We start from the raw sequence: 24,144 nt of genomic DNA on the forward strand, positions 1-24,144 counted from the left end.
GACAACGCAGAAGACAGAAAGCAGGAACAACCACGTGGCAATCAAGACCGTCTGGACCCTCACCCACGCCTGTGGACACGAGGTCACCCACAATCTCGCCGACCGGGCAGCCGACCTCAGAGCGGGTTTCGCCCGCTGGCTCACCGGCCGCGAATGCACCGACTGCTGGAAGGCGAGCCGCGACGGCAACAGCGCCGCCAAGGCGCAGTGGCTCGCCGCCCGGCGGGCAGAGGAACAGGCTGCGGCCACCGGGTGGGCCGAGCAGTTCGACATGCCGCCGCTGGAGGGACCGGAGCGGGCCCTGGCCTGGGGAGAGCGCTCCCGGTTCCAGCTGGTCACCGCCGCCTACACGGCTCTGGTCAGCGAGGGCACCTGGGACGAGGGCGACTGGACGGTGCTGGAGGAGAAGATCCGCACGATCAGCCGCGCCGGGTGGTGGATCGACCAGCGCGACACGGAAGGCACCGACCTGCCGGAGCTGCTCGACGCCGCCACGAGCAGCGACATCGGAACGGAGAACCCTCACCGCTGACATACGCCCGAACAGCCCGGCACGAATGCGAACGCCGGACACATATAGCGCAGGTTCGCCGGTTAGCCTAACCGGCCGATTTCCAGACCATGGAGACCTGACCTCAAGCACCACCAGCGGCTTTCTGCGGAAGGACTTGCCGTGCCCGAACCCACTCGCCCCGCCTTCGCACCCGCCGACACGATCACCGCCGACCGGGACATCACCCACACCCACTTCGCCCCCGGCGACCAGGTCGTGGTGATCAAGGGCGTCGCCGACGGTGAACTGTGGGGCGACGCGATGCGCGTCGTGGCCCCTTCCTGGCACACCCCGACCGACGAGGACGGATGGCGGCTGCGCAACCCTCTCGGCGGAGCCCAGTCGTTCGTCACCGGCCACCCCCGCTACCTCGTCCACCTCTCCAAGCGGTGCCCCGACTGCCTGATCTACCTGCGCGCCCTGGAGGACCACCTGCTCCCGAAGATGCTCGGCGAACAGCAGGTCGACCTCGGCTGGTACCGGGTGACCGGCCTCGGCCAGCTCCTCCACGCCGCCGACGCCGAGGCGGCCGACCGGTGATCATCCACATCCACAGGCGGGCCGCCGACGCCGGACCGGTCCTGGCCGACGCCCTCGGCGAACCGCTCACCTTCGACAATGCGCTCGCCACGGGCACCATCGTCGCCCACGTGCCGGGGCTGGGCGCGTTCCCGGACGACCACGACCCGGCATCGTGGACGGCAGCGGACTGGGCGGAGCACGTCAACGGTCCGCTCATCGAGCATCCCTTCGCCGTGAGCCCTGACCAGGAGCGGCGGGCGGTGGTTCACCTGACCGTCCGCCTGGCGCCCGAGGACCGGGAGCTGAATGGGCCGGATTGGTCTGAGGTCGCCTTCCGTATCGCCCGCGCCGCCGGCATCGAGATCCCCGGCGACGTCCAGGGCTGCCGGTTGATCGCCCTCCGGGCCCAGCCCGGCCGCCTCGACCTGATCGCCAACCTCATCCGGCACGACGGCACCTGGCAGCGTCAGCCCTCCGACCTTCCTCGCCGCCTCGCGTTCGAAGCGCGTCGGCTGGAAATCGACCTCGGCCTCATGACGCCCGGCGCCCACGCCGCCACACCGCCTCTCCCGGACACGGCGAGGGGGACGGTCGCGCAGCTCGCACCGCTCACGGACGTGACAGGTCCGCTCGCCAGCGCCCGCCGCGTCATCGAGCTCCAGGCCCAGCTCCTCGTCGGGCATCCGCACGCGCACCTCCGCTCGGCCGGACACCGCCTCGAGTGGACGGCCAGGCGCCTGCTTGACCTCGACCGGGATCTCGCCGCCACCGTCACCGAACTCAGTCACCCGCCCACCGCATCCGCACCAGATCCCTCATCCCGGCTTCCCGCCCACCGCACGGCAGCCAGAGCCGGATCACGGCCATGACATAGAGGAAGACCCGGTCGGCGCTCAGCGACTGCCACATGAATCGACGCGATCCGCACTCCGGTGAAGCCCTGGCGCACGGAGGCGACGCGGAAGCCAACGGCGCCCTGCAGCGCCCCGGCTTCATCCACATGCTCGCGCCAGCACGAGCAGTACCACCATGCTCTCCCAACGCCCCTGGCCAAGCCGCCGAGGAAGCCCTCACCGACACGCTGCGCAAGCCCACGGCCACCCAGGGCGCAGCTGCGGTCGCGGCCGAACTGACCGCCGCCGACGTCGGATTCCTCGCCGACCTCGGCCACATTCTCGACGCGGCAGCCGGGTTCTTCGAGTCCCTCAGCCAGACGGCCGGCATGCCGCCGTCGTCCGTGCTCTGACCGGTCACCATCCCGCAGTCGCCGCTCCCGAGTTCCACGGGCTGCGTGACGTACTCGCTGACCGGTATGAGGACGACCCGCTCGCCGTCTCTGCCCGGCGGAGTCACGGAACACGGACGCGAAGCGTCCGTCCACTGCCCTGCCCGATCTCCGCCCCTGCCGCCCCGGCCGCTCTGTTGTCGGGTCCGGCGCCTGTGACCCACGCACCAAGGACTCTCTTGTACGACACCGATCCCAGTGACCTCGAATCCTTCGCCACCATCCTCGCGGGCGAGCTGCCCGGCCGGTGGACCAGCCAGTACCACCCCGACCACGGCGGCACCGACTACGACCACCTCGCCACAGCCGTGTGGGACATGGACCAGACCGTCCACGCCATCGCCACGTACGGCATCTCCCACTGCGCGGTACTCACCCGTACCGAGGACGACACCCGCCTGCTCGTCATCGAACACCTCGCTCAGGGTGAAGGCTTCTTCGTCGCGGCCCTGGCCCCCGCCGGTCTTCCGGACGCCGCGTACGCGGGAGTGCGCGAGCCCGACGGTCTGGCCGTCCCCGCCGACCCGTTCCACGCAGCCGAGGCCACCACCCTGCATCTGCTGCCCCGGTACGCGGACTCCGTGGCACACGCCCGCCGCAACGCCGCCGCCCTCACCTCCCCGCTGCCCGAACAGGTCGACCTCACCTGGTCGGACGGCGTCCTGACCACCCCGGTTCCCGGCTCCGTGCCGCTGGCCCGGCTGCTGGCCGAGCACGGCTTCGTCCACGACCTCCGCCAGAACCTGCTCGTCCTTCCCGGCGACGACACCGCCGTGCAGGCCCAGGCCGTCAGGGCCGTCGGCGCCCGCCTGGCCGAACTCGGGGTCGGTGTGGGGATGCGCCACCCCGACCCGTCGGCGCCCGCCGCGAGCCGTCCGCTGCCCGCCCGGTTCGCGCCGTCCACCGCACGTACCCGGTGAACTCCTTGAACCTCGCGGACGAGAACGCAACCGACGTCGAGATCTACCGCAAGGCCGGCCACCCCGACCGGCTCCACATCGTCACCAGGACCGGCGCCCCCGAGGAACTCCTCGCCCGGCTCGACGAGTCCGGGCTGGAGCGGCGGCAGGAGGTGACCGCCGGGCCCGTCTACATCTGGCACGAGACCCCCGACGGCCTGAGCCAGAACGCCCAGCGACAGCTCACTACGCGTGCCCTCCTCCCGCTCCTGGTCGCCGGGTACGACGTCAACATCGACCCCGACGAACTCGACGTCACGGCCTGGGCGCAGAGCATGCTCGCCCACCGCGCCGCGCAGAAGCCGACGGCCCCCTCCTTGTCTCCGCCGCCACCGTCCTCCGGCCTACCGGGCCCCCGGCGCTGACCGCGCTCCGGCGCACCGAGCACCCTCGTCCTCTTGGAGCCTCCCCCTGAACAAATACCCCGCCCCCCGTACGTACGGCACCTACCAGGCCCGAAGCATCGCGACCCGGCTCGGCCACCTCAACGAGTACCTGACGCAGCCCGGTATCACGCCGCCGGACACCGTGGCGGTCCTGGCGGACGCCTTCGACCCCGAGCACGGCGCACTCGCCGGGTTCGCCACCCTGGCCGCCACCGCCAGCCACTTCGCCCAGCAGCAGGCCACACAGGGACTGCTGCCGCCGGAGGTGTGGCTCGCCCTGGGCCGCGCCGCCAACGAACTGCACGACATCGGCCTCAACCTCGAAGAACACCTCGACACCCTCGCCGCGGCCCGTATCCCTTCGGCGAGCACGGCGGCCAAGCCCCCGGCGCCTGTGCCGCTCGTCGTGCGGAGGCACCGGTGAGCCGCGGGCAGCAGCCGGCCTGGGCCGCGGCCGACCAGGCTGAGCAGCACTACCTCATCGAGCCCCGGCACCTGGCCGGAGGCGGCGACATCCGCCACGTGACCGAGTTCCTGCGCGCCTCCGGCTGGACGGACCGCTCCGTCACGGGCGGACCGCTCGTCTTCGACCGGTCCGACCTCCAGGTGCGCGTCGTCTACGACCCAGGCGGACCTGAAGGGGGCTGGCAGATCCAGGGCCAGGCCACCTCGACCGAGCCCGGATGGCGGGCCACCTTCACCCGGCAGACGCCGGTGGAGATCGTCTCCGGCTTCACCGACGCCCTCACCCGCGAGCGGTCCGCCCACGCTCCCAACCCGTGGGCGCCGCTCCAGGAACAACACTGGCAAACCGAGCGCGTCCAGCACTTCACCGCTGTCAGCCCCGACAGGAACGCCTGGCTGCAGTTCCACCAGACCGGCCCCGGACAGGCGCACTGGTGGGCCGGCGCCCGTACGGAGCACGGCCGGACCTGGGACGCCGTGTTCTCGTCTACGACCCCGATGCAGCTGATCGAGCGTTTCTCCGCCGCTCTGGCCGATCCTCAGCCGGTCATGCGGCCCCGCGGAAACGTCCCGCCCTCGAAGTGGATCCAGATCACCTCCGTGTCGGTGCGGCCCTCCGAGGTCGGCGCCTGGCAGCAGGCCCGGATCACCGCCGCCCGCGCCGCCACCTGGGGCCGCAACTCCTGGTCCGCCGCCCGACCCCGAACCCGCAGGCCGGCCGCCGCCCGCCCGTACGCGACGGCCGGTGAACCCCGGACCCGCCGATGACCCCGGCCAAAGGAATGTCTCCGTGATCAACTCGCGTCACTACAATGCGTTCGCCGACCACTACCGGGGCAGGCTCGGCTCGCCGGTCTCCCCGGCCTACCTCGCCGGACCGGGCGACCCCCGGCACATCACCCACGCCCTGCGCGCCGCGGGCTGGAACACGGACTCCGACCCGCTGCACCCCGACATCCGCATGACGAGCCCCGGCCTGGAGCACAGTCTCGTCATCTCGCCTTCCCCGGACAGCTTCTACGGCTGGTGGAAGGTAAACAGCGTGATCCCCGGGACCGGCTCGTGGTACGCCTCGTTCAGCGGCGGCACCCCGGTGGAGATCATCTCCTCGGTCACCGACGCCCTAGTGTCCCCCGCACCCGACAGCCCTCCCGGTGACGTGACGGGCATCCTCACCGGGCGCGGCTGGACCCATACGACCGACGAGCTCGGCAGCCACAGGATCGTATCGCCCGACAGCACCACCCTGGCCCGGCAGCGCTTCTCACCCTCCATGGGCCTGTGCGGATGGGACGTCGAAGCCTCACCTCTCCCTGAGCCCTACCGGACCGGATCAACCCTGTGGCGGGCCGTGCTGCACGCCGACACTCCCGGACATGTGCTGGCCTCGGTCGCCGCCGCCCTGTCCGACCCGACGCCCGTGCCACGTCCCCGCTTCGACACCCAGCAGAGCTCCCTCCTGCAGGTGGGCCCGGAAGTCGATATCGGCACCCGCATCGTCACCGCGCACCGAGAACGCCTCGCCCAAGCACGCCGGCACCGCCCCGTGCCCCGTCCGCTCACCGCCTCCGCGGCCCCGGCCCCCGCTTCCGCTTCCGCCGGTCGCCCTTCCCTCCGCCGCTGACCCGCACCGAAGGAATCTCCCTGAGTACACCGTCCGGCACCTATACCCGCATGCTCATGCGGCTGAAGACGTTCCTGGTGGAGAGTGAGTTGATCCTCGCCGCCTGGGACGCCTACTCCGGCGAGCACTCCGACGCTGACGGCTGGCCGTTCGACGAAGCGGCCTACGGGTGGCGCATGGTCCAGCGGGACGCGGAGACCCGGCGCGCGTTCCTGCCCCTCCAGCCGTGTGCCCGCCAGCTCCTCGCCCTGGCCGCCGTCCAGATCCAGCGCCTCGGCAAACACGGTGTCGCCCCGCACTGGGCCTGCCACCTGCGCGAACTGGGCCAGGCTCTGGAACACCTCGAAGGACTGCGCCGCGAGCACACCGCAGTCCGAGAAACCCGGCGCGTCTCCGGCCCCGTCCCGCGGGAGACGTTCGTCGACTCCGTGGCCGAGTTCAACGAGGAGGCGTGGAGTCACCTGCGCACCTGGGCCGACAAGGGGCACGTGCTCTTCGACATCCGCGCCGTGTCCGTCACGGCACACGTTCGGTGGGTTCCCGTGCCGGACGCGGCGGCCGTCCGGCACACGGCGAGGCGCTGGTGAGCACGAAGGTCAGGCAGGCGCTCGTCTCGCCGGGCTATCTCGCCGGTCCGGGCGATCCGGGCTGGGTGACCGCCGCTCTGCACACCAGTGCCGGATGGAGCCACGGTCAGGACCCGCTCGTGCCCCGGGTGATCCTCACCAGCCCGGACCAGAAGTCGCTGCTCCGTCTGGAGCCGGTGATCGGTGAACCGTGGTGGCGCCTCTCTCACCGAAACGGCCGCACTGGTTCGGCGTGGGAGGCGTCGTTCGACGGGGCCACGCCGGTCGAGCTGATCGCGGCGGTCACCGATGCACTCAGCCACCCGGACTACGACGAGCGGGAGACAGCCGACTCCCACACGGTGCTGGTGCGGGCCGGGTGGTATGTCAGCGGCGATGACTTCCGCTCGCCGGACCGCTGTGTGCGGGGCGCGCGTCACCTCTTCCCCGGCAGTACCGACTGGCGTGTCACAGCCAGCTTGTACGAGGACCTCCCGGTGTGGAATGCGCGCTTCTCCAGCTCCACACCCCGGGTGCTCGTCGCCGCGTTCCTGCAGGCGCTCGCCGATCCGGCGCCGGTCCTCCGCCGCTACGAACAGCCCGTGAACCTCGTCCGCAGCCAGGTCACCCTGCGGTGGCTGGAGCAGCCGCCCGAGGACGTGGCCCGCAGGCTGCCCGAGCGGATCGAGCGCCTCGCCGCCCCCCGTCCCAACCCTCCGGCGCCTCCCGCGCCTTCGGCTGTGCCTCCTCCAGCACCCTCGACGCGCCGTCGTCCCCACTGACGCTCTCCGCCCGTACCGTCCAAGGACCCTCCGCTTGCGATCCGCCCCCTCCTCCAGCTCCGACGGCTATGACATAGCCCTGAAGGTGCTCCTCGCCGCCTTCGCCGTCGGTCTTCCTCTCGCCTCCATCGCCTGGCTCGGCGGCAACATCGCCGCCTGGGCGGCAGACACCGGCCCATGGGCGCCCTACCGGCCCACGGACGCTCTCCTGCGCCCCGAGCAGCTTTGGCCAAAGGCCGGAGAAACGTCACTGCTGCTGACCACCCGCGTCATCCCCGTTCTGGTGACCCTGCTTCTCGGCGTCGCCGCCGGAGCCCTGTGGCTGCGGTACAAGAACCGGGCGGGCGGTGGCAGGAAGAAGGTCGACGGGATGGCCACGGCCCGCGACATCGAGCCGCTGCTCGCCAGGGCCGTCGAGGCCAAGGCCCGCTCGCTGCGGCCGAGCCTGAAGAACGCCCAGCACATCGAACCCCGCGACGCCGGCATCCTGCTCGGCAACCTCGCCGGTACCCGCCGGGAGGTGCGGATGGGGTTCGAGGACGTCGCCGTCGCGATCATGGCACCGCGGTCCGGGAAGACGACCTCCCTCGCCATCCCCTCGATCCTCTCCGCGCCTGGCCCGGTGCTGCTCACCTCCAACAAGGCGGCTGGCGACGCTTTCACCGCGTGCCTCGACGCGCGCGGGCGGGTCGGGCGGGTCTGGACGATGGACCCGCAGCAGATCGCGCACGCCCCGCGGACCCTGTGGTGGAACCCGCTGGCCAGCGCCAAGACGTTGGACGGCGCGGGGCGGCTGGCCGGGCACTTCCTAGCCGCCTCCGTCGACGCCTCCCAGCAGGGCGACTTCTGGTCCAAGGCCGGCAGCAACATCCTCGCTCAGCTGTTCCTCGCCGCGGCGCTCGACGAACGGCCCATCACCGACGTGATGCAGTGGTTGGCTTTCCCCGCCGACCGGCGTCCGCTCGACATCCTGCGCGACCACAAGTTCACCGCCGTCGCCTCCCAGCTCAAGGGCACGGTGGAAGGGCCCCCGGAGACACGGGACGGAATCTACGAGACCGCCCGCCAGTACGCCTCCGCCCTCCTCAACACGGAGATCGCGGCCTGGGTGACGCCCCAGGAAGGCGTCACCGAGTTCCGCCCGGCCGACTTCGTCACCTCCACCGACAGCCTGTTCCTGCTGTCGAAGGACGGAGGCGGCGGCGCCTCCGCGCTCATCGCCGCCTGCGCGGACTCCGTGATGCGGGCCGCGACCGCCCAGGCAGAACGCGCCGGCGGACGGCTCGACCCGCCGATGCTCGCGATCCTCGACGAGGCCGCCAACGTCTGCAAGATCAGTGACCTGCCCGACCTTTACAGCCACTTGGGCTCCCGAGGGATCATCCCCATCACCATCCTGCAGAGCTACCGGCAGGGCCAGAAGGTCTGGGGGGATGCGGGCATGGATGCCATGTGGTCGGCCGCCACCGTGAAGGTCATCGGGTCCGGCATCGACGACCCGGACTTCGCCGACAAGCTGAGCCGGATGGTCGGCGACCACGACGTCGCAACCACCTCCACCTCCACCTCCGAGTCCGGCAAGTCGACCTCGGTGTCGATGCGGCAGGAGCGGATCCTTCCCCCCGACGCGATCCGCGCCCTGCCCAAGGGATCCGCCCTGTGCCTGGCCACCGGCATGCGGGTCGCGATGCTCACCCTGCGCCCCTGGTACGCCGAGCCCGGCGCCGGAGAGCTCAGCACCGCGTCGGCAAACGCCTCGAAGGCCATCACCGCCCGCGCCGTCGCCAAACAGAGCCCGCACAGGGACGACTTCGGCCAGGCCGCATAACCCCCGCCCTCACCACACCCCTGCCTCCGGAGACACCACTGAAGATCATCGATCTCGTCGAGCAGACCCGGCTCCTCGGGCTCCTTCCCGGCGAACTGCGCGACCTGCGGAGCGAGATCGAAGGCGTACGGGCCGGGGAGATCTCCCGGCCCGTACGGGAGATCGCGCCGGTAGCGGTCCGTACTCATCACCTGGCGGCCAGATGTCTGCAGCAGCTCGACACCCTCTCGACCAGCCAGTACGCCGCCATGAAGAACGGCCATGAGAACCTCGCGCACCTCGCGGAGGCCAGCCTGAGGGTCTCCCTCGCCGCCGTCCACTGCGTCACCGGCATCACCGGCCGCACCGACGCCCTGCTCTACGAGGACAGCGACGAGACGGCCCAGACCAGCCGCGACTATCTCGCCAACGCGGTCGTGGAGCTTGACCAGGCCGCCCGCAAGTACGGCGGCCTCGCCCAGCACCTCTCCCGCCGCTTGGCCTCCGCCGTCGCCCAGGCCGAGGACCGGCCCCGGATCGAGCGGGCTCTCGCGGAGGGCCGGGTGACCGCCACACCGGTGCCCGGCGCGCCGACCGCTCCCGCCGGGCAGACCCGGCACCGGTAGCCCCTGGCCGATCGCCGCGGCACGCCTTCCCGACAGCCTCCTCCCGCACACCGAAGGACCGCTTTTGACATCCCCTCCCGCTTCTGCCCCGAACAACGACGACCTCGGCTCCCTCACCCGCCGCCTGTTGACCGGCATGACGGAACTCGGCTCACTGCAGCGCCTTCGCGGCTCCGCAGCCGATCGGCTCCCCGGCGCGGTGCGGGCCGCAGGCATCGTGCACCAGACCTCGCTCCTCGCCGGCGGACTGCTGGCCCAAGCCGCCCTGAGCAACGCCTCCACCACCGCGGACGGACGCCAGGCCGTCGCCCTTCTCCGCCACCTCACGGAGATGACGACCAAGGCCGCCGCCCTCACGGCCGGGACCATCGCCGCCCTCTCCGTCGGAGACACCGAAGCGTCGCTGCGCCTGCTGGAACAGACCCGCACCACCCTGGCCAGGACTCCGGTAACCATTCAGGACGCCGCCGGTGCCCTCCTGCGCCACGACGGCTACCTCCACGCCCAGGACCGCGCCGTACAGGACCGGGCCGTGAGCGCCAGCACGGCGGTCAAGGTCACCGAGACCCAGCGCAAGGGGCTCGCCTCCCTCGCCCAGAGCGACGCCGTCGTCCGGCAGTCGGGCCTCGGACGCCGGGAGGTCCTCACTCCCCTGGGCGCCCGTATGCGGACCTCCACCATCGACGCGCTCGTCGACAAGGACCTGGTCGACCTCACCCCGCTGCCGGGCCAAACGGACCGGTACGGCGTACGTCTCACCTCCGCCGGGGTCCGGACTCTGCTGGCGGCCAGGCCCGCGACCACCCTGGCGACCGCCGTCCCCGTACCGGCCAGCCCTCCGAGCCAGCCCTCGCGGGCAGGCGCCTTGCGGTAGCCGACCAGCCTCCGCTCGTACCCCCTCAGGAAGGAACATCCCCATTTCCAAAGATATCGGACCCACCAAGCGCTTCCTCTTATCACCCCGGCACCTGGCCGGAGCCGGCGACCGATTCGCAGACGTCCTGGGTCCTCTGATTCACCTGTTCGACTGGAAGCACACCCCCGATCCCACGTCCGAGCGCATCAGCGTGGACAGCCCAGGCGGTGACCTGATGCTCGACTTCGTGCCGGGCAGTCCTGACGGGACCTGGTGGACGATCGCGCATCACGATCCGTTCTGGACCATCACGGCGACCCGCAACACCCCGCTGGAGGCCCTGGCCGCTGTCACACAAGTCCTTCCCCAGCTCCTGGGCGACACACGGCACGCCGACCGCATCCCGCTCACCGCCCACTCCGTCCCCGAGATCGCCGAACTCAACGGCTGGTCCAGGAAGGGGACATCGTTCACATCCCCTGACGGGCACTGCACCATGCACCACGAACCGGACCTCCCCTGGCGGGTGGAACACTCCGTGTACGGCGGGGTCGGCACCGAATGGTCCGTCCGGACCGCAGGCGAACTCCCCAAGGCTCTCGCCGCGCAGTTCCTCTCCTTCCTCTCCATGCCCGACCCTGTCGAGCGCTCCCTCGACGACATCCCGCAGCTGGCCCGCAGCCGGGCGCGGATGACGTCACTCACCGGTGGCGGGGGGCTCGGCCCCCAGCTTCTGCACGCCCTCGGCGGCCTGCTCGACCCCCCGGGAGGAGGACGCCGCCGATGACCGAACCCACGGACTCGGATACGCCGCTCGCCGCCCATCTCCTCAGCCTCGCCGCGCATTTCACCCGCCAGCAGGACGCTCTCAGTCAGGCACCCCTCTACAGCACACTGTTCGCGAATCTGGGCCCGCACCTGCACCGGCATCTCGCGGGAACGACCGAGCTGGCGGAACACGCCCACCATGTCCGCACGGTCGTCGACACCCACCGCAAGGCAGATCTGGCCCACGATGTCTACGCGGCCAGCCGCGTCACCCAGCTCGCCTTCCTCGCGTCGAACGCGGACAGCCTGCTCACCACGGCGATCGGCCGGTACGAATCGGCAGGCCCCGGCAGCCGTGACGAGGAGGAGGAACTGCTGCGGCAGGTGGCCGAACCAGTCCGCCAGGCCCGGGAGCTGATCCGCCACGCGGCCGGTGACGCTGTCGACGCCGCGGCCGACTTCGCCCGCAGCGCCTCACGGCGCCGCCGCTCAGCAACGGCCTCGCCGCACGGCCCGCCGGTCCGAGGCGCCCGGCTGAGCAACGCCCAGCACACCGCCCTCCGGGCTGTCGCCCGCGGACTGGTCACCGTCCGAGAAGACGTCGCCGTGGTCTTCAGCGGCACACACGGCCTGTCCGTCACCACCCTGCGCTCCCTCCGCACGCGCGACTTGACCGAGCACCACCCCTTCGCCCCGGCTACCGCCGCCCACCGCGTGGCACTCTCACCACGGGGGCGCCTGGTCCTCGCCGCCACGCTCGCCTCCCCCTCCGGCACCGCCCTGGACCCACGTCCGGCCACGGCTTCCCCGAAGGCCGTCGCCCATGCCCGGTGACACCCTCCCCACCGCCCGGCACCCGGGCCCAGCATCCGATCCGCCCTCCCCTGCCTCTCCTGCGGGCGACACCGCCGCACCGCAGGGCACCGCCTGGCCGAAGGACCGCCGAGCCGACCGCTACGACTGGGAACTGGCCCGCGGACCGATCGCCGCGTTCGGCGAGAGCAGGAACCTGACCGGCTGGGCCGACGACCCGCGGTGTGCGGTCACCCGCGAAGCCCTGCGGACGCGGCTCGCTCTGGGATGGCTGCCCGAGGACGCCATCACCCGCCAGCGCCACGACAAACCGGTACTGGAACACACCTACCAGGGAAGGACCTTGACCCTGCGCGGCTGGGCGGACCAGTCCGGGATCAAGTACCACACGCTCTACAGCCGGATCACGAAGTTCGGGATGTCCTTCGAAGAGGCACTGCTCAAGGGATCCGACGGCCCCGACTTCACCCTGCACATCACGGCCTTCGGCGAGACCAAGCCGCTCTGCCACTGGGCCGTCGACCCCCGGGCCAACTGCGCCACCGCCACCATCCGGCGGCGCCTCATCCAGGGGTGGGACCCCGAACAGGCCATCACCGAGGAGCCGGAGAGCCGTTCGACGCTGGGCACCGGCACTCCCCACCGGGCCTACGGTCTCAGCATGGGCCTGGAGGACTGGGCCCGGCACACTCAGATCCCCGTCGGAACCCTGCGGCACGCCATCACCCGGCACGACCAGCCGCTGGAATCCGCACTCCGAGCACTGGGGTGGACCCCGCACGCCGAGCCCGCCGCGGTGCACGACCTGATCACGATCACTGCCGGCCAGCTCCGCCCAGGCGACCGCGTCCTCGGCATCACGACCAACAACTCCCCCGCACCCCTCCTCACGGTGCGAAGGCCCCTCGCACCACAGGACCCGCAGCCAGACCCGCCCGGCACCCCAACCCCGGCACACGGACTCCCCCGCCCGGCACACCCCTCCTCCGCGGCCCTTCGCCGCCACTGACCCCACCGGCCCCGCCCAGTCCCGTGACGGCCAGCCCCCGCACCCGAAAGGGTTCCGGGGGCCGCCGGCCTCAGCCCCGCCCCCCGCTTCCTCCACCCACGCAGCTTCCGCCATCGCCGTCTGTCCGTCGAGGCGCACACCTCAGGAGTTCCCCCCTCTGACCAGCACCGATCACGCAATCGCTCTCTACGACATGGCCAGCCGGATCGACCGCGTCCGGTTCCAGCTCCGGGCGCTGCCCGCCGCACCCGCGATCCCGGGCATGGCCGGCGTCTCCGCGCGCATCGACGATCTGGCCGGCATCACCATCACCGCGACAGCCCAGATCAGTGACTGCGCGGCCACCCTGTCCCAGGACCGGACGAAGACGGCGCTCAAGGCGTACAGCCTCGTCCTGGCCCCGCTGGGTGAGGCTCTGACGGAACTCGGCCGCATGCATGCCGAGATCGCGCACTTCAACTTCACCACCCACCCCGCGCACCGCGACAGCCCCTCGGCCCTGGATCTCCCGCGCCAGCACGTCCACGAGGCCGTCACCGGCTGCTGCCAGGCAGCCGACGAGATCCTCGAAGCGGCGTCCGTCGAACTCATCGACACGGCATACCGGCTGGCGTCCCCGCACCTTCGCCCTGCCGCTCCCGCCGTGGCCTCCGCGCTGGCCTCGCTTCCTCCTGCGGCTCCCTCCGCCGCAGCCCGCGCGGCGAAGAACCGCTGACGCATCCGCCCCCACGAGCAGGACGTTCCTGAACGGAGGTCTTCCGACGTCTACCAACATCCCGGCCGCACACGAAGCAGAGCGCGAGATGACAGCAACCGTCTCTTCCGCCTACCTCCTCACGCTCGCCGAACACACGACACGGTTCCGCGACCACCTCGCCACCCTGCAGTTCAGTGAGCCGAACGCCCCGGCCAGAGCCCAGGGCCTCGCAGAACATGCCAGCAGCCTCCGTGCAGCCACGGAAGCGATGTCGGCCTAGCTCGCCAAGGCCTCGGGCTACATGAGCCCGACTCTCCGGGACGCCTTCAGCCGCCTGAGTCTCCTGGCCGCCCAAGCCCAGATGGCCGACGAACATCTCACGTGGGCCAGCGTCTACCTCGCCGAGGTGACACCCGAAGAACGCGCACAGCGGCCCCACCCGCCCGGCCGTATTCTCGACGCCCTCCTCAACGCCGGCCGTCACCTGCGGCAGGCGCGCATGCTGACCGAGTTGGCAGCACCCGACGTCCTGCGCGCCGCCACGGACCTCGCAGTCGCCCTGCGCCCCCGTCATACCAGCATCCAGGGGCAGCCGATGTCGCCCTCGCAGTACGCCGCGCTGCACGCGACGGCGTCCGGATACGTCACGGTCGACACCCCCGGAACCGAGGAAACCGCCTGGACCGATTCTCGATGGCCACCGTCCGGTCCCTGGAATCGCGGAACTGGGTCCTGCGCGAAGCACGCCACCCCGTACCCGGAGCACAGACAGTCCGCCTCCACCTCACCGAGGCCGGACGCCTCGCGCTCGCCTCACGCCTCGGCCGCGCCCCCGCCGGCACCCGCCCGCGCGCCACAGCCGCCCAGCCCACCCGGACACACACCCGCTGACCGTCGAAGCGCCTCCCCGGCGTCTTCCTTCCAGCCCCTTCCCGCGCTGCACGCTCTTCACCAGCTCACCCCTGGACAACGCTGCGGCACCACGCCGTGCCCACGCCTCCAGAACCAGGTGCCCCACCGCCCGTTGGAAAAGGCCACCCAGCCGAGAGCCGCCCCCGCGCGCCAGACGCCGCACCACCTCTCCCTCACCTCGCCCAAGGACATTCCATTTCCACCTCCATCTCAACAGAATCGATACCCCTCAGGGCCGACCGCGCGATCGTCGCCGACTCAGGAGGAGGTTCTGTCTCCAGGCATCCCGACTGCCCTGAACACGAGACAGCCGCCCCTGCCGGGATACCGGTCCTCCGCCACGCCTCCGCGGCGAAGCGCGCCGTCCTCGGTGAGGACGTCGTCTCCGGGCTGCGGGCCCGCGTCGCCAACGGCTGCTCACCCTGGCCGTGCCGCGGCAAAGCCGTCACGGTCCAGGACGGCTTCGGGCCGGCGGCGTGATCACGGGCCGCGACCTCGTGATCGACCTGTTCGCGGGTCCGGGCGGGTGGAGCGTCCCCCTGCACCGCTTCGGTATCCGGGACGTCGGACTGGAGTGGGACCAGTGGGCATGCAGGACGCGCGCCGCCGCCGGGCTGCTGACCATCCGCACGGATGTGGCGATGTACCCGGCCTGGATCTTCGCCGGACGGACCCGTGGGTTCATCGCGTCCCCGCCCTGTCAGGCGTGGTCCATGGCGGGCAAGCGCCTCGGCCTGGTCGACCGGCCGCTCGTCCACCAAGCCGTCGCCGACCTCGCCGCCGGCCGCGACACCCGCGAGAAGCTCCTGCCCGCCTGCCGTGACGAACGCTCCCTCCTCGCGGCGGAGCCGATGCGCTACCTCCACGCCCTGAACACGGCCGGCGAGCCGGAGTGGGTGGCGATGGAAGAAGTCCCTGACGTCCTCCCGCTGTGGAAGCAATACGGAGAGGTCCTGCGGTCCTGGGGCTTCTCCGTCTGGACCGGGATCCTCAACGCGGCCGACTACGGCGTCCCGCAGACCCGGCGCCGGGCGATCCTCCTCGCCTCCCGCGTCCGCACAGCCGAGCCCCCGCCGCCGACGCACGCCCGCACCGCCGAGCCCGAATCTCTGTTCGGGCCGGGCCGCGACCGGTGGGTGTCCATGGCCAAGGCACTCGGCTGGGGCGCCACCGACCGCCCCGTACCCACCGTCTGCGCCGGCGGCGGACCCGGAGGTGGACCCGAACCCTTTCCCTCCGGCGCCCGCAAGGCTCTCACCGACGCCCGCACCCGAGGCACCTGGACCCCCTCGACCACCGCAGACAGCGCTGTCAAACCGCAGCTCCTCGGGGCAGGTTGGACCGCACCGCACGGCACACGCGACGCCACCCCGGTGGACAGGCCGGCACCGACATTCACCAGCCACGCCCGGCAGTGGACCTGGGCGCTGCGCAGCAACAACCAGGCCAACGCGACGGTGCGGGCTGTGACGGAGCCGGCCGGAACGCTGTTCTTCGGGCATCGGGCCAACGAGTGCACGTGGGTCGCCGAACCGCCCTCCACCGGGCGAGAGGTTGCGTCCGAGGACTCGCCGGTGGTGCCGGAGCCAATCCGGATCACGGCCGTCGAGGCTGGGGTCTTGCAGACCTTCCCCGCCGACTATCCGTGGGTGGGAAACAAGGGCCAGCAGTTCAGTCAGATCGGCAACGCGGTCCCTCCGCGGCTCGCCGCGCACCTGCTCGCCCCACACCTCGGTGTCACCCTCACCCGCGACGACTTCGACCTGGCCGCCTGATGCCGCACGGTCCTGATCCCGACGGCACGGCGCCGTACGAACCGGCAGCCGAACGCGGTCTCGCACACTACGCCGAGCAGGCTCTCCTCGGTGCCCTCCTCCTCGACCCCGGTCTCCTCAGCCAGACCACCAGCCTCTCCCCGGACCTCCTGGAGCACCCGGCGCACCAGGCCGTCCTCGCCGCAGTCCTGCGGGTGCCCGCCCCGGCCAACGGGACCCCCTTGGCCGGGGCGGAGTGGCTGCGAGCCGTTGAGGCGGAGGCGCGTACGCGGGTGCGGGGGCTGACGACTGTGTATCTTCATCAGCTGATCTCCGCCTGTCCCCGGACCGGGCACGTGGGCGCCTACGCGTCGATGGTCCGGTCCGAGCACGCCCGGCGCACTCTTCGTCTCGGTGCCGGGCTGCTCGCCCGGGCCGCCGGTGACGCCACGGTGCCCGACCGGGCCCGGCACGTCCTGGCCACGGCCGACGCCCTCACCCGCGAGCTCGACGGCCTCGCGTCCCGGTTCCCCCCGCACGCGGGCTCCCTTCCCCGCACCCAGGTCCCGCCGCCCCCGGTTCCGGACAACGCCGACGAAGCCCTCGACGAGGAACAGCTCCTTCTCGCGAGCGCCATCGCGACACCGGCCGCGGGCGAGATCCGCTGGCTCACACCCGACGACTTCACCCATCCCCCGTTCGGGGGCCTGTGGCAGTGCGTGACCGCGCTCATCCGCCGGGGCGAGCCCGTCGACCCGCTGACCGTGCTGTGGGAGGCGACGTCACGCGGGGTGCCCGGCATCGTCCCGTCGGATGTCCTGGCACTTCTGTCGGACCCCTTCGGCGACCCCCACTACTGGGGCACCCGGGTCGTCGAGCGCGCCCTGCTGCTCCGGGCCCGGCACACAGCCGCCCAGATCACGGCCTGCACCGACAACCCGGCGACCACCGGCCACCAGCTGATCACCGTCAGCCGCCGGGCCCTTGCCGACCTGACCTCCCTGCGCCACCGATGGGAAGCGGCCGTCCGACCGGCCGCCGCCCGCGCCGGCCCCCGCCACCCCTCGCCCTTCACCTCCCCCACCACGTCTCCCCCCAGCACCCGCTCCCCCGCCGGGCGCACCCTGTAGAACGAAGGAACCGCCGCGTTGCCCCACGCTCCCGCCGACGCCCACATCCGTCTCGCGCTCCACCCCGACCGCCCGCCCGCCGTGATCGCCACCTGCTCAGGGACGACCGCCGACGCCGCCGAACAGCGGCTGCACGGAGCCGGATTCCGTAAGGTAGGCGCCACGATGGTCCTGGCTCGCATCGACCAGGACGAGCCGTACTACGCCGTCCGTACCGCCGAGGTCCTGCGTTCCTACGGCTTCACCGTGACCGTCGACCCGGCCCTCCAGGAGGAGGCCGACACCGAGTGGGAGTGGGCCAACCACCCCTTCCCCTGGTGCACCCAGGAAGAGATCCGCGAGGTGAGCGCCGCCGCACAGGCCATCCACGACGACATCGCCGCAGGACGTCTGATCATCCGCTTCCACGCCCACGACGGCCACACCACCGTCGCCGTCGGCACCTACACGGCCGGCGTCCAGCGGCACATCCACCTCCACGGCGAGAACCACGTCCGCCAGGTGACGGAACGCTTCACCGACGAGACGCAGGCCATCGGCCTGTTCCACCGCCTCAACGGCGCCGCGGTACGCCCCGGCCCCGCCCCCCTCACCGACCAGGAGAAGGCTCTCCGAGACCTTCTCGCGCCCGCCCCTGAGCCAGCCTCCACGGAGCCGACCCCGCACCTCACACCCACGGTGGCTGTCGCCGGACCGGGCGATCACGAAGCGCTTCTCGCGACTCTCTTCGAGACGGGCTCCCCGTGGGAGCGGTACCGGCCCTTCGACGAGACAACCATCGCCTCTCACGAATCACTCACCGTGCGCGTCGAGTTCGACCACGAAGCCCTGCACCGCGCCGACATCGCCTGGACCATCGCCGAGTACGACGGGCCCGTCGGCGAACGGCTCTGGCACGCCACCATCACCGCCGGCACACCCGTAGCCTTGATCGAAACGATCCTCAGACACCTCGACAGGCCGCCGCACACCATCGCCGACCCGGCCACGGTCCTCCGGACCGCCTCGTGGACCCAAGCCGGGCACCACAACCACGAAGCCTGGACAGCACCGACCGGGCAGGCCACCGTGGCATGTCACGTGCTTCCCGCGCCGGAAGGCCGGTGGATCCTGCACGCGGGAGCAGACCTCGACCGGGCCGCCTGGACGATCCGCCTCTCCAGGAACGCCCCGCAAGACCTGGTCGGCGAGCTCATCAGCACGGTCGTCGACCTCGCACCTCTGGCGCCCGCCCCAGCACTACAGACACCCCCCGCTCTCCGGCTCCCGCCCGCCGGAGCCCAGAGGCACACCCATCACCGCTGACTACGTACTGTCGCTGCGGAGGGCATTCGTCGACGGCACCTCAGCACGGCTCACATCGACGCCCTTCGGCCATTCTTCATGGCCCACCCCCCTCTCGGTATTATTTTCATATTTATTATTTCCACCTCCCAGGGAGCGCCCATTCGAGGGACAGCGAAATCCCTCTCGCCGAGGCTAGAATCCTGATCACTTTCACCAGGCCGGGAAATTTTCGCCACCCGGTGAAAGTAGACGGACGGCCACGCATGCGGCCGTCGCGGGCAGAACATCGCTGCAGATCAGCAGCAGGAAGACGGGTGCGATGTGAGCAAGATCCCCAACGGTATTGCCGCCACCGAACTGACGGGCGTGCACTGGGTGAAGGCCAAGGCGAGCGATGCGATCGGCGAGTGCGTTCTACTTGCCGAGGTCGGCGAAAGTGTCGCCATGAGCAACTCTCGGGACCCGCAGGGCCCGGCCTTGATCTTCACAAAGGGCGAGCTTTCTGCTTTCCTGGACGGAGCGTCCAAGGGAGAATTTGACTGGATGACTGACTGAAATTCTCTGGCCAGGGGTTGCACTGGGCCGAACGGACGAATAATGCTGCTCGCAGGACGGCGAGAACGTCGGCCACGAGGAGTGAACACATGTCCGGACAACTGGCCCACTTTCCTGGCGGACAGGGAAAGAAGGCACCGAAGGCCGCGCCACACCCAGTGGCGCGGTCTGTCGGCGCCATGATGCGGTTCCATCGCAGGAACATGGGCTGGAGTCAGAGCGACGCCCTCCAGAGGGTGCCCAAGATGGGTTCCGTACCGACGCTGAGCAAGTACGAGACGGGCGCCATAAAGCAGGATCCCGCGAGGGTCACGGAGTTTCTCCGCGCGTGCGGCGCGCCGCCCTGGGCCATCGAAGAGGCCGAGCGCAGCCTCCGGCGTATCGACGGTGCGCCGGCCTGGGCGCAGTCGTCGGACATCGTGGACGAGCCGCTGGCTGGCCTGTTGGCCATGGAGGCCGTCTCCAAGGTGATCCGCACCTATCAGGAGAGCGGTATCCCCGGGATGCTCCAGACCCGCCTCTATGCCAAAGCCGTCATGACGGATTTCACCCGTGCCCAGCACAACCCCGAGCGCAAGCGCATACTTGAGAGCCTGATCGCCCGGCGGCTGGATGTCCGACTGCAGCGCCAGACCCTCCTGGAGGAGGAGGACGGCCCGATCTTCGAGGCGATGATCGCGGAGACCGTGCTGGCGATGGAGGTCGGCGGCAGGACGGTGTTCCGGGAACAGCTCCGGCACCTGTTCAACCTCGCCGAGAACCGGGCGGACGTCCATGTGCGGATCGTGCCCGGCTCGGGCGGAGCCCTCCATCCCTCGATCGTTCTACTCAAGCCGCACGAGGACTCGGACAGCCGCGCGGTCTACCTGGAGGCCAGGAACCGCGGCGGCGAGCTGCTCCTCGAAGAGGATGATGTCGAGATGTACCAGGCAGCTCTCGACGACCTGTGGGGGCGGGCTCTGGGCAAGCAGGACTCGATGGACACCATCGAGCGGTACATCAAGCGCCTCGTCGACTAGCCGCCGGGCCCCGTCGGCCGATTCTCGCGACTCCGCCGTACTCCACCCACTCCTTGCCTCGCTGCCTGGGCGTCAGGTCGCTGTCGGGCTTCCAGAGGGAGACTTCACGCGGCTGCTCATCGTCCAGCAGCTCGAAGCCTTCGAAGAGACGGTTGACCTCGCTTATCGAGCGGACCTGGCCCCATTTGCCTCCGGTGGTCTGCGCCATGAAGTCGGTGATCTGGGAACGGAGCTGAGCATCGTCGCTGGCGAGCTGCGAGACGACGAGGAAGCTGCCTGCGGGGAGGCGTTCGGCCACGCGCCGGACCAGGGCCCAGGGGTCGTCGCTGTCGGGAATGCAGTGCAGCACCGAGACGAAGAGCGCGGCCACCGGTTCGTCGTCCCGCAGCAGGCGCCTGGCCTCGGGGCTGTCGAAGATCTCGTCGGTATCGCGGAAGTCCGCCTTCAGTACGGCCGTCGTGGCCGGGTCCTCGGCGAGCATCCCGCGGCCGTGGGCATGGACGGTGGGATCGTTGTCGATGTAGACGACCTCACTCGACGGGTCGACCTCCTGGGCCACCTGGTGGACGTTGGGCCGGGTGGGTAACCCGGAGCCGTGATCGAGGAAACGGCGGATGCCGTGCGCGCGGGCGAGATACCGCACCACCCGCACGAGGAAGGCCCGGTTCACGAGCGCCAGTTCGCGTGTACTGGGCGCCATCGCGAGCAAGTCCCGAACGGCATCGCGGTCTACCCGGTAGTTGTCAGTGCCACCGAGAAGATGATCATACATCCGCGCGACGCTGGGCTTACTGATGTCAAGAATGATCTGCTCCCCACACTTACCCGGCCGCGCGCACCCCGCTAGTGCCGCCGTTTCCCGAGGGTGGAAGCGCCCATGCTAGGAGGCCGGTCCGGTCGACAGCTACCCGCTTTCGCCGACCAGTGAAACTTTAGGGAGCGGATCACTCTCCGGTCTGGCCGGAAGTGCTCCGGCGCACAACTCACCTGCTCAGAGCGCATCCGACGGAGGCATATGCGCAGTGGCGGGTATGGTCGCGGCTCGGCGCAGGGCACTGCGCCTGAGCAGTTCGAATGCGGCGGGGGTGAGTCCCATCGCGTGGGCCGCCTGTTGGGAAGTCAAGCCCAGCCGGTGACGCAGGACGAGGGCGTCCACCTGGCGTGAATCAAGGGCTCGCTCAAGCGCTCGCATGGTGACCGTTCGACTAGTCGCCGAGGTGGCGCACAGCAGGGTCCAGGCGAGAGCTGATGGCGCCGGGCTCCGCAGCGCGGTGAACCACTGGGCGCGGAGTTCAAGGAACGCCGCACGGACCACGCGCTCACCCGTCGCAGGATCGCCGGTGACGGCATCGGCATAGCGGCGGTAGACCTCTTCGTGCTCGCGGCAGAAGGTTGCGAAGGCAGCCTCGGCACCAGGCACCCGGCCGACACCGGGCAGGAGCGGACCGAGCCTCGGATACGGCGCAGTACCGGGCTGGAGGGAAGCGGGTCGCAGCATCGTGGTCATCTCGCAGCTGAGTAGGGCACGGAATGCAGGCCGGCGACGCAGGAGCGAGCGCCCGCGCGAACAGGCCCGACGCCTCGCGCGGGCAGAAGAGGGCGAGCGGAACCCGGCGGCGGGCCGCCGCCCCTGCGTTCGGGGCGACGGCCCGCCGCCGTGGACGAGCGAGGAGGCGTCAGCTGGAGCGCCGCACCTTGAGGCGCACCACCCCGCTGCGGTCCAGCGCGGCAGCGCAGCTCAGCCCGAGCAGGACCTGCGTGGGGACGGCCTGCTGCCAGTACACGGGGGCCACGATGACGCCGAGCGTCAGCAGAGAGCCGAACCGGAGCGTCGTCATGGTCACGCTCGCGCTCGCCACGCCTGTTTGCAGGACGACAGAAAGCGGAATGCTAATGTCTGGCGCCGCCGGGAGAATCCACGCGAGCTTTCGGCGGACGTGTTGCATCATGCCCTTTTCCTAACGTCAGGGTGCGTTGCGGCACGACGGCAAGGGCTCCGGTGCTGACACCACACCAACCCGGGGCCCTTTCCGGTGCCGCAACGAACGCTAGTCCCGCCCTGCGGAGCCCATCACGGGACAGAAACCATGAAAGTGGAGTCTGGAAATCCGCAGGGAGGCGTCCGCAACTCGCCCCCCGCCTTTTCATTCGAACCCACCGCGAACAAAAGGCATCACAATGCGAACCATTCTGGCCGCACTCCGTCACGAAATTATTCACTCACCACTGAAACAGGAATCAACACGCCGCACAGCCTTCACCCTTTCGAGTCTCCTGCTCGGATTGTTGCCGGAGGCATAGAAACTTTCCGCGCCTGCCCGTCGGATGCGAGCCCGCACCAGAGGTCGGTCTCGATCGTCCGAGCCCCCTCTCGGACAAGGCCGACGTCGGGCTCGCCATCCCGGATCCTCAGGAATTACGCCAGCACCCGTTGCACACGGGAGCGGTTCGCCACTCCCAGATTTCGTGAGCGGCGAAGGGTAGCGGGTAATCCCCGGTTAGCCTAACCGGGGATTACCCGGATGCTGGATACTCCACCGCCGTGTCCTGCCCGCACTCCGAAAGGACCCCATACAGCACAGAATCCGAAAACGGACAGCACCGAGGACGCTGTGCGCCCACACGGCTTTCGGTCTTCAGGCCGCCGTGTAGCTGGCGCGGAACAGTTCCCGGGCGCGCTCCAGGTCCGCTTCGGTTCGCAGTCGTACCTCCAGGTCGCCCGTTCCGTGATGGCCCAGGCCCCGCACGTTCCTGGTGAAGTCGGGGACGAGGTCGATCTCGGCCGGGTCGAGCGTGAGATAGACGTGGACCTTGGTCCGCTGGGGCGGGCAGACGCTCGCGAAGTTGCGCAGCCGCCGGTAGGCGTTGTAATGCTTGCGCTGCACCTTGGTGATGCCGTCACCAAGGCCGAGGAGGACTTCGTCCGCCGCTGCCGCCAGATCGGCCATCCTGCCACGCAGCGCACGCTCCAGGCCGGTACGCCGGACCGGTCTGCTCTGCGTCGGGCGCCCGGTGGCTGCGGCCAGGGTCTCCAGGCCGATGAAGTCGGCGCCGAAGAAACGGTAGCGGACGAGGTCGATGCTGCGCCTGTGCTCGCGTACGGCGTGGAGGTCGTAGCGGGTGTAGTCGCCGGCCACGCAGATCAGCCGGGGCCCGCTCCACAGCACCTGTGCCGCGGCGGTCGCCCCGAGCCGATCGCGGACCAGGTGCTCGAACTCGCTCCGGTGGTCCATCAGCCAGCTCAGGTAGAACAGCCCCTGGTTGATCACCCCCGGGTCCGTGCCGCGCTTGTACTCGACCACGACGGGCGCCCCGTTCGCGTCCAGACCCAGCGAATCGATCCTGCCCGCATGCACAGGGCCCGTGCTGTACTCCGACGCAAGAAACGTCACGCCGAGCAGCGTCTTCATGCTGGCCTCGACGAGCCGCTGCACGCAGGCCTCCGTGGCAGCGAGACGGGGCGCGATCTCGCGCGCTCCGCCATCCATCGCGTGGAACAACCGCAGCTCCAACACCTCCCCCTCGGTACGGACCAGGCTCAACGCCGAAGGGAGCTCGCCTATTTCCGCAGAGGTCACCCCGCAAGGCCATCACACCCCCGATGCCCTGCTACCAGTCACGCCTCCCGCCCGGATCCCCTCGTCACACACGAAGCGATCTCACAGCAGCCATGGGCCTCGCCACTGATGCCCCAGCCCAATCCCGACCAGTCCGCGTGCAAGTCCGCACTGACTGCGCCAGAAGCGGCTGCGAGCCAGATCCAGCACGA

The 24,144-nt window shown here is 70.4% G+C and carries 28 protein-coding genes; 24 read left to right on the top strand and 4 right to left on the bottom strand.

Annotated features, from left to right (window positions below; genetic code table 11):
• Positions 1-34 precede the first annotated feature (34 nt).
• From ACIO92_RS01830 to ACIO92_RS01945, 24 genes are all read left to right on the top strand, one after another.
• Positions 35-532: a hypothetical protein gene (locus ACIO92_RS01830; protein WP_366444357.1), complete on the top strand. Its 498-nt coding sequence runs from the start codon at positions 35-37 to the stop codon at positions 530-532.
• 141 nt (positions 533-673) lie between these two features.
• Positions 674-1,093 (top strand): hypothetical protein, encoded by a 420-nt coding sequence (locus ACIO92_RS01835; protein ID WP_366444356.1) that lies wholly within the window; start codon positions 674-676, stop codon positions 1,091-1,093.
• Positions 1,090-1,944, top strand: a complete 855-nt coding sequence (locus ACIO92_RS01840) for a relaxase/mobilization nuclease (RefSeq protein WP_402280450.1) — start codon at positions 1,090-1,092, stop codon at positions 1,942-1,944. Before ACIO92_RS01835 ends, ACIO92_RS01840 begins: the two co-directional genes overlap by 4 nt.
• 38 nt (positions 1,945-1,982) lie before the next feature.
• Complete coding sequence (locus ACIO92_RS01845) at positions 1,983-2,321, top strand: hypothetical protein (RefSeq protein WP_366444354.1); 339 nt, start codon at positions 1,983-1,985, stop codon at positions 2,319-2,321.
• 218 nt (positions 2,322-2,539) lie between these two features.
• Positions 2,540-3,280, top strand: a complete 741-nt coding sequence (locus ACIO92_RS01850) for a hypothetical protein (protein ID WP_366444353.1) — start codon at positions 2,540-2,542, stop codon at positions 3,278-3,280.
• Complete coding sequence (locus ACIO92_RS01855; RefSeq protein ID WP_366444352.1) at positions 3,277-3,684, top strand: hypothetical protein; 408 nt, start codon at positions 3,277-3,279, stop codon at positions 3,682-3,684. The genes ACIO92_RS01850 and ACIO92_RS01855 overlap by 4 nt, the downstream gene beginning before the upstream one ends.
• Before the next feature lie 163 nt (positions 3,685-3,847).
• On the top strand, positions 3,848-4,129 hold the full coding sequence (locus ACIO92_RS01860; RefSeq protein ID WP_366444351.1) for a hypothetical protein: 282 nt from the start codon (positions 3,848-3,850) through the stop codon (positions 4,127-4,129).
• The gene (locus tag ACIO92_RS01865) at positions 4,126-4,938 is read left to right on the top strand and encodes a DUF317 domain-containing protein (protein WP_366444350.1); all 813 of its coding nucleotides are present in this window, start codon (positions 4,126-4,128) and stop codon (positions 4,936-4,938) included. The genes ACIO92_RS01860 and ACIO92_RS01865 overlap by 4 nt, the downstream gene beginning before the upstream one ends.
• A 22-nt stretch (positions 4,939-4,960) precedes the next feature.
• Positions 4,961-5,794, top strand: coding sequence for a DUF317 domain-containing protein (locus ACIO92_RS01870; RefSeq protein ID WP_401236270.1), 834 nt, complete (start codon positions 4,961-4,963; stop codon positions 5,792-5,794).
• A 56-nt stretch (positions 5,795-5,850) separates the two neighbouring features.
• Complete coding sequence (locus ACIO92_RS01875) at positions 5,851-6,381, top strand: hypothetical protein (protein ID WP_366444348.1); 531 nt, start codon at positions 5,851-5,853, stop codon at positions 6,379-6,381.
• Positions 6,378-7,142, top strand: a complete 765-nt coding sequence (locus ACIO92_RS01880; protein ID WP_366444347.1) for a DUF317 domain-containing protein — start codon at positions 6,378-6,380, stop codon at positions 7,140-7,142. The genes ACIO92_RS01875 and ACIO92_RS01880 overlap by 4 nt, the downstream gene beginning before the upstream one ends.
• A 34-nt stretch (positions 7,143-7,176) precedes the next feature.
• Positions 7,177-8,970: a TraM recognition domain-containing protein gene (locus ACIO92_RS01885; RefSeq protein ID WP_366444346.1), complete on the top strand. Its 1,794-nt coding sequence runs from the start codon at positions 7,177-7,179 to the stop codon at positions 8,968-8,970.
• A 248-nt stretch (positions 8,971-9,218) separates the two neighbouring features.
• Positions 9,219-9,575 (top strand): hypothetical protein, encoded by a 357-nt coding sequence (locus tag ACIO92_RS01890; RefSeq protein ID WP_366444345.1) that lies wholly within the window; start codon positions 9,219-9,221, stop codon positions 9,573-9,575.
• 64 nt (positions 9,576-9,639) lie between these two features.
• Positions 9,640-10,449 (top strand): hypothetical protein, encoded by an 810-nt coding sequence (locus ACIO92_RS01895; RefSeq protein ID WP_366444344.1) that lies wholly within the window; start codon positions 9,640-9,642, stop codon positions 10,447-10,449.
• A gap of 193 nt (positions 10,450-10,642) precedes the next feature.
• Entirely contained in the window at positions 10,643-11,218 is a 576-nt protein-coding gene (locus ACIO92_RS01900; RefSeq protein WP_366444343.1) for a DUF317 domain-containing protein, read from the top strand.
• On the top strand, positions 11,215-12,033 hold the full coding sequence (locus tag ACIO92_RS01905; protein WP_366444342.1) for a hypothetical protein: 819 nt from the start codon (positions 11,215-11,217) through the stop codon (positions 12,031-12,033). Before ACIO92_RS01900 ends, ACIO92_RS01905 begins: the two co-directional genes overlap by 4 nt.
• A complete protein-coding gene (locus tag ACIO92_RS01910; RefSeq protein ID WP_366444341.1) occupies positions 12,023-13,021 on the top strand; it encodes a hypothetical protein in 999 nt (332 codons plus the stop codon). The genes ACIO92_RS01905 and ACIO92_RS01910 overlap by 11 nt, the downstream gene beginning before the upstream one ends.
• 193 nt (positions 13,022-13,214) lie before the next feature.
• Positions 13,215-13,736 carry a hypothetical protein gene (locus ACIO92_RS01915; RefSeq protein WP_366444340.1) on the top strand — a complete coding sequence of 174 codons (522 nt, stop codon included), beginning with the start codon at positions 13,215-13,217 and terminating at the stop codon, positions 13,734-13,736.
• A gap of 675 nt (positions 13,737-14,411) precedes the next feature.
• Positions 14,412-14,609 carry a hypothetical protein gene (locus ACIO92_RS01920; protein WP_366444339.1) on the top strand — a complete coding sequence of 66 codons (198 nt, stop codon included), beginning with the start codon at positions 14,412-14,414 and terminating at the stop codon, positions 14,607-14,609.
• Positions 14,610-15,106: 497 nt separating this feature from the next.
• Positions 15,107-16,405, top strand: a complete 1,299-nt coding sequence (locus tag ACIO92_RS01925) for a DNA cytosine methyltransferase (RefSeq protein WP_366444338.1) — start codon at positions 15,107-15,109, stop codon at positions 16,403-16,405.
• Positions 16,405-17,514 carry a DnaB-like helicase N-terminal domain-containing protein gene (locus tag ACIO92_RS01930; RefSeq protein ID WP_366444337.1) on the top strand — a complete coding sequence of 370 codons (1,110 nt, stop codon included), beginning with the start codon at positions 16,405-16,407 and terminating at the stop codon, positions 17,512-17,514. The genes ACIO92_RS01925 and ACIO92_RS01930 overlap by 1 nt, the downstream gene beginning before the upstream one ends.
• Positions 17,515-17,532: 18 nt before the next feature.
• Positions 17,533-18,819, top strand: coding sequence for a DUF317 domain-containing protein (locus ACIO92_RS01935; RefSeq protein ID WP_366444336.1), 1,287 nt, complete (start codon positions 17,533-17,535; stop codon positions 18,817-18,819).
• Between the two features lie 303 nt (positions 18,820-19,122).
• Positions 19,123-19,356 carry a DUF397 domain-containing protein gene (locus tag ACIO92_RS01940; protein WP_366444335.1) on the top strand — a complete coding sequence of 78 codons (234 nt, stop codon included), beginning with the start codon at positions 19,123-19,125 and terminating at the stop codon, positions 19,354-19,356.
• Positions 19,357-19,445: 89 nt separating this feature from the next.
• Positions 19,446-20,375 carry a DUF5753 domain-containing protein gene (locus ACIO92_RS01945; protein ID WP_366444334.1) on the top strand — a complete coding sequence of 310 codons (930 nt, stop codon included), beginning with the start codon at positions 19,446-19,448 and terminating at the stop codon, positions 20,373-20,375.
• Here ACIO92_RS01945 and ACIO92_RS01950 read toward each other — a convergent pair.
• From ACIO92_RS01950 to ACIO92_RS01965, 4 genes are all read right to left on the bottom strand, one after another.
• Positions 20,356-21,183: an SAM-dependent methyltransferase gene (locus ACIO92_RS01950; RefSeq protein WP_366444429.1), complete on the bottom strand. Its 828-nt coding sequence runs from the start codon at positions 21,181-21,183 to the stop codon at positions 20,356-20,358. The genes ACIO92_RS01945 and ACIO92_RS01950 overlap by 20 nt on opposite strands.
• Before the next feature lie 183 nt (positions 21,184-21,366).
• Positions 21,367-21,882 carry a hypothetical protein gene (locus ACIO92_RS01955; protein WP_366444333.1) on the bottom strand — a complete coding sequence of 172 codons (516 nt, stop codon included), beginning with the start codon at positions 21,880-21,882 and terminating at the stop codon, positions 21,367-21,369.
• Positions 21,883-22,051: 169 nt separating this feature from the next.
• Positions 22,052-22,213: a hypothetical protein gene (locus ACIO92_RS01960; RefSeq protein ID WP_366444332.1), complete on the bottom strand. Its 162-nt coding sequence runs from the start codon at positions 22,211-22,213 to the stop codon at positions 22,052-22,054.
• A gap of 798 nt (positions 22,214-23,011) precedes the next feature.
• The gene (locus ACIO92_RS01965) at positions 23,012-23,890 is read right to left on the bottom strand and encodes a DUF5655 domain-containing protein (RefSeq protein WP_401236276.1); all 879 of its coding nucleotides are present in this window, start codon (positions 23,888-23,890) and stop codon (positions 23,012-23,014) included.
• Positions 23,891-24,144 lie beyond the last annotated feature (254 nt).

It is taken from the genome of Streptomyces sp. NPDC087215 (assembly GCF_044744885.1).
Taxonomy (GTDB): Bacteria; Actinomycetota; Actinomycetes; order Streptomycetales; family Streptomycetaceae; genus Streptomyces.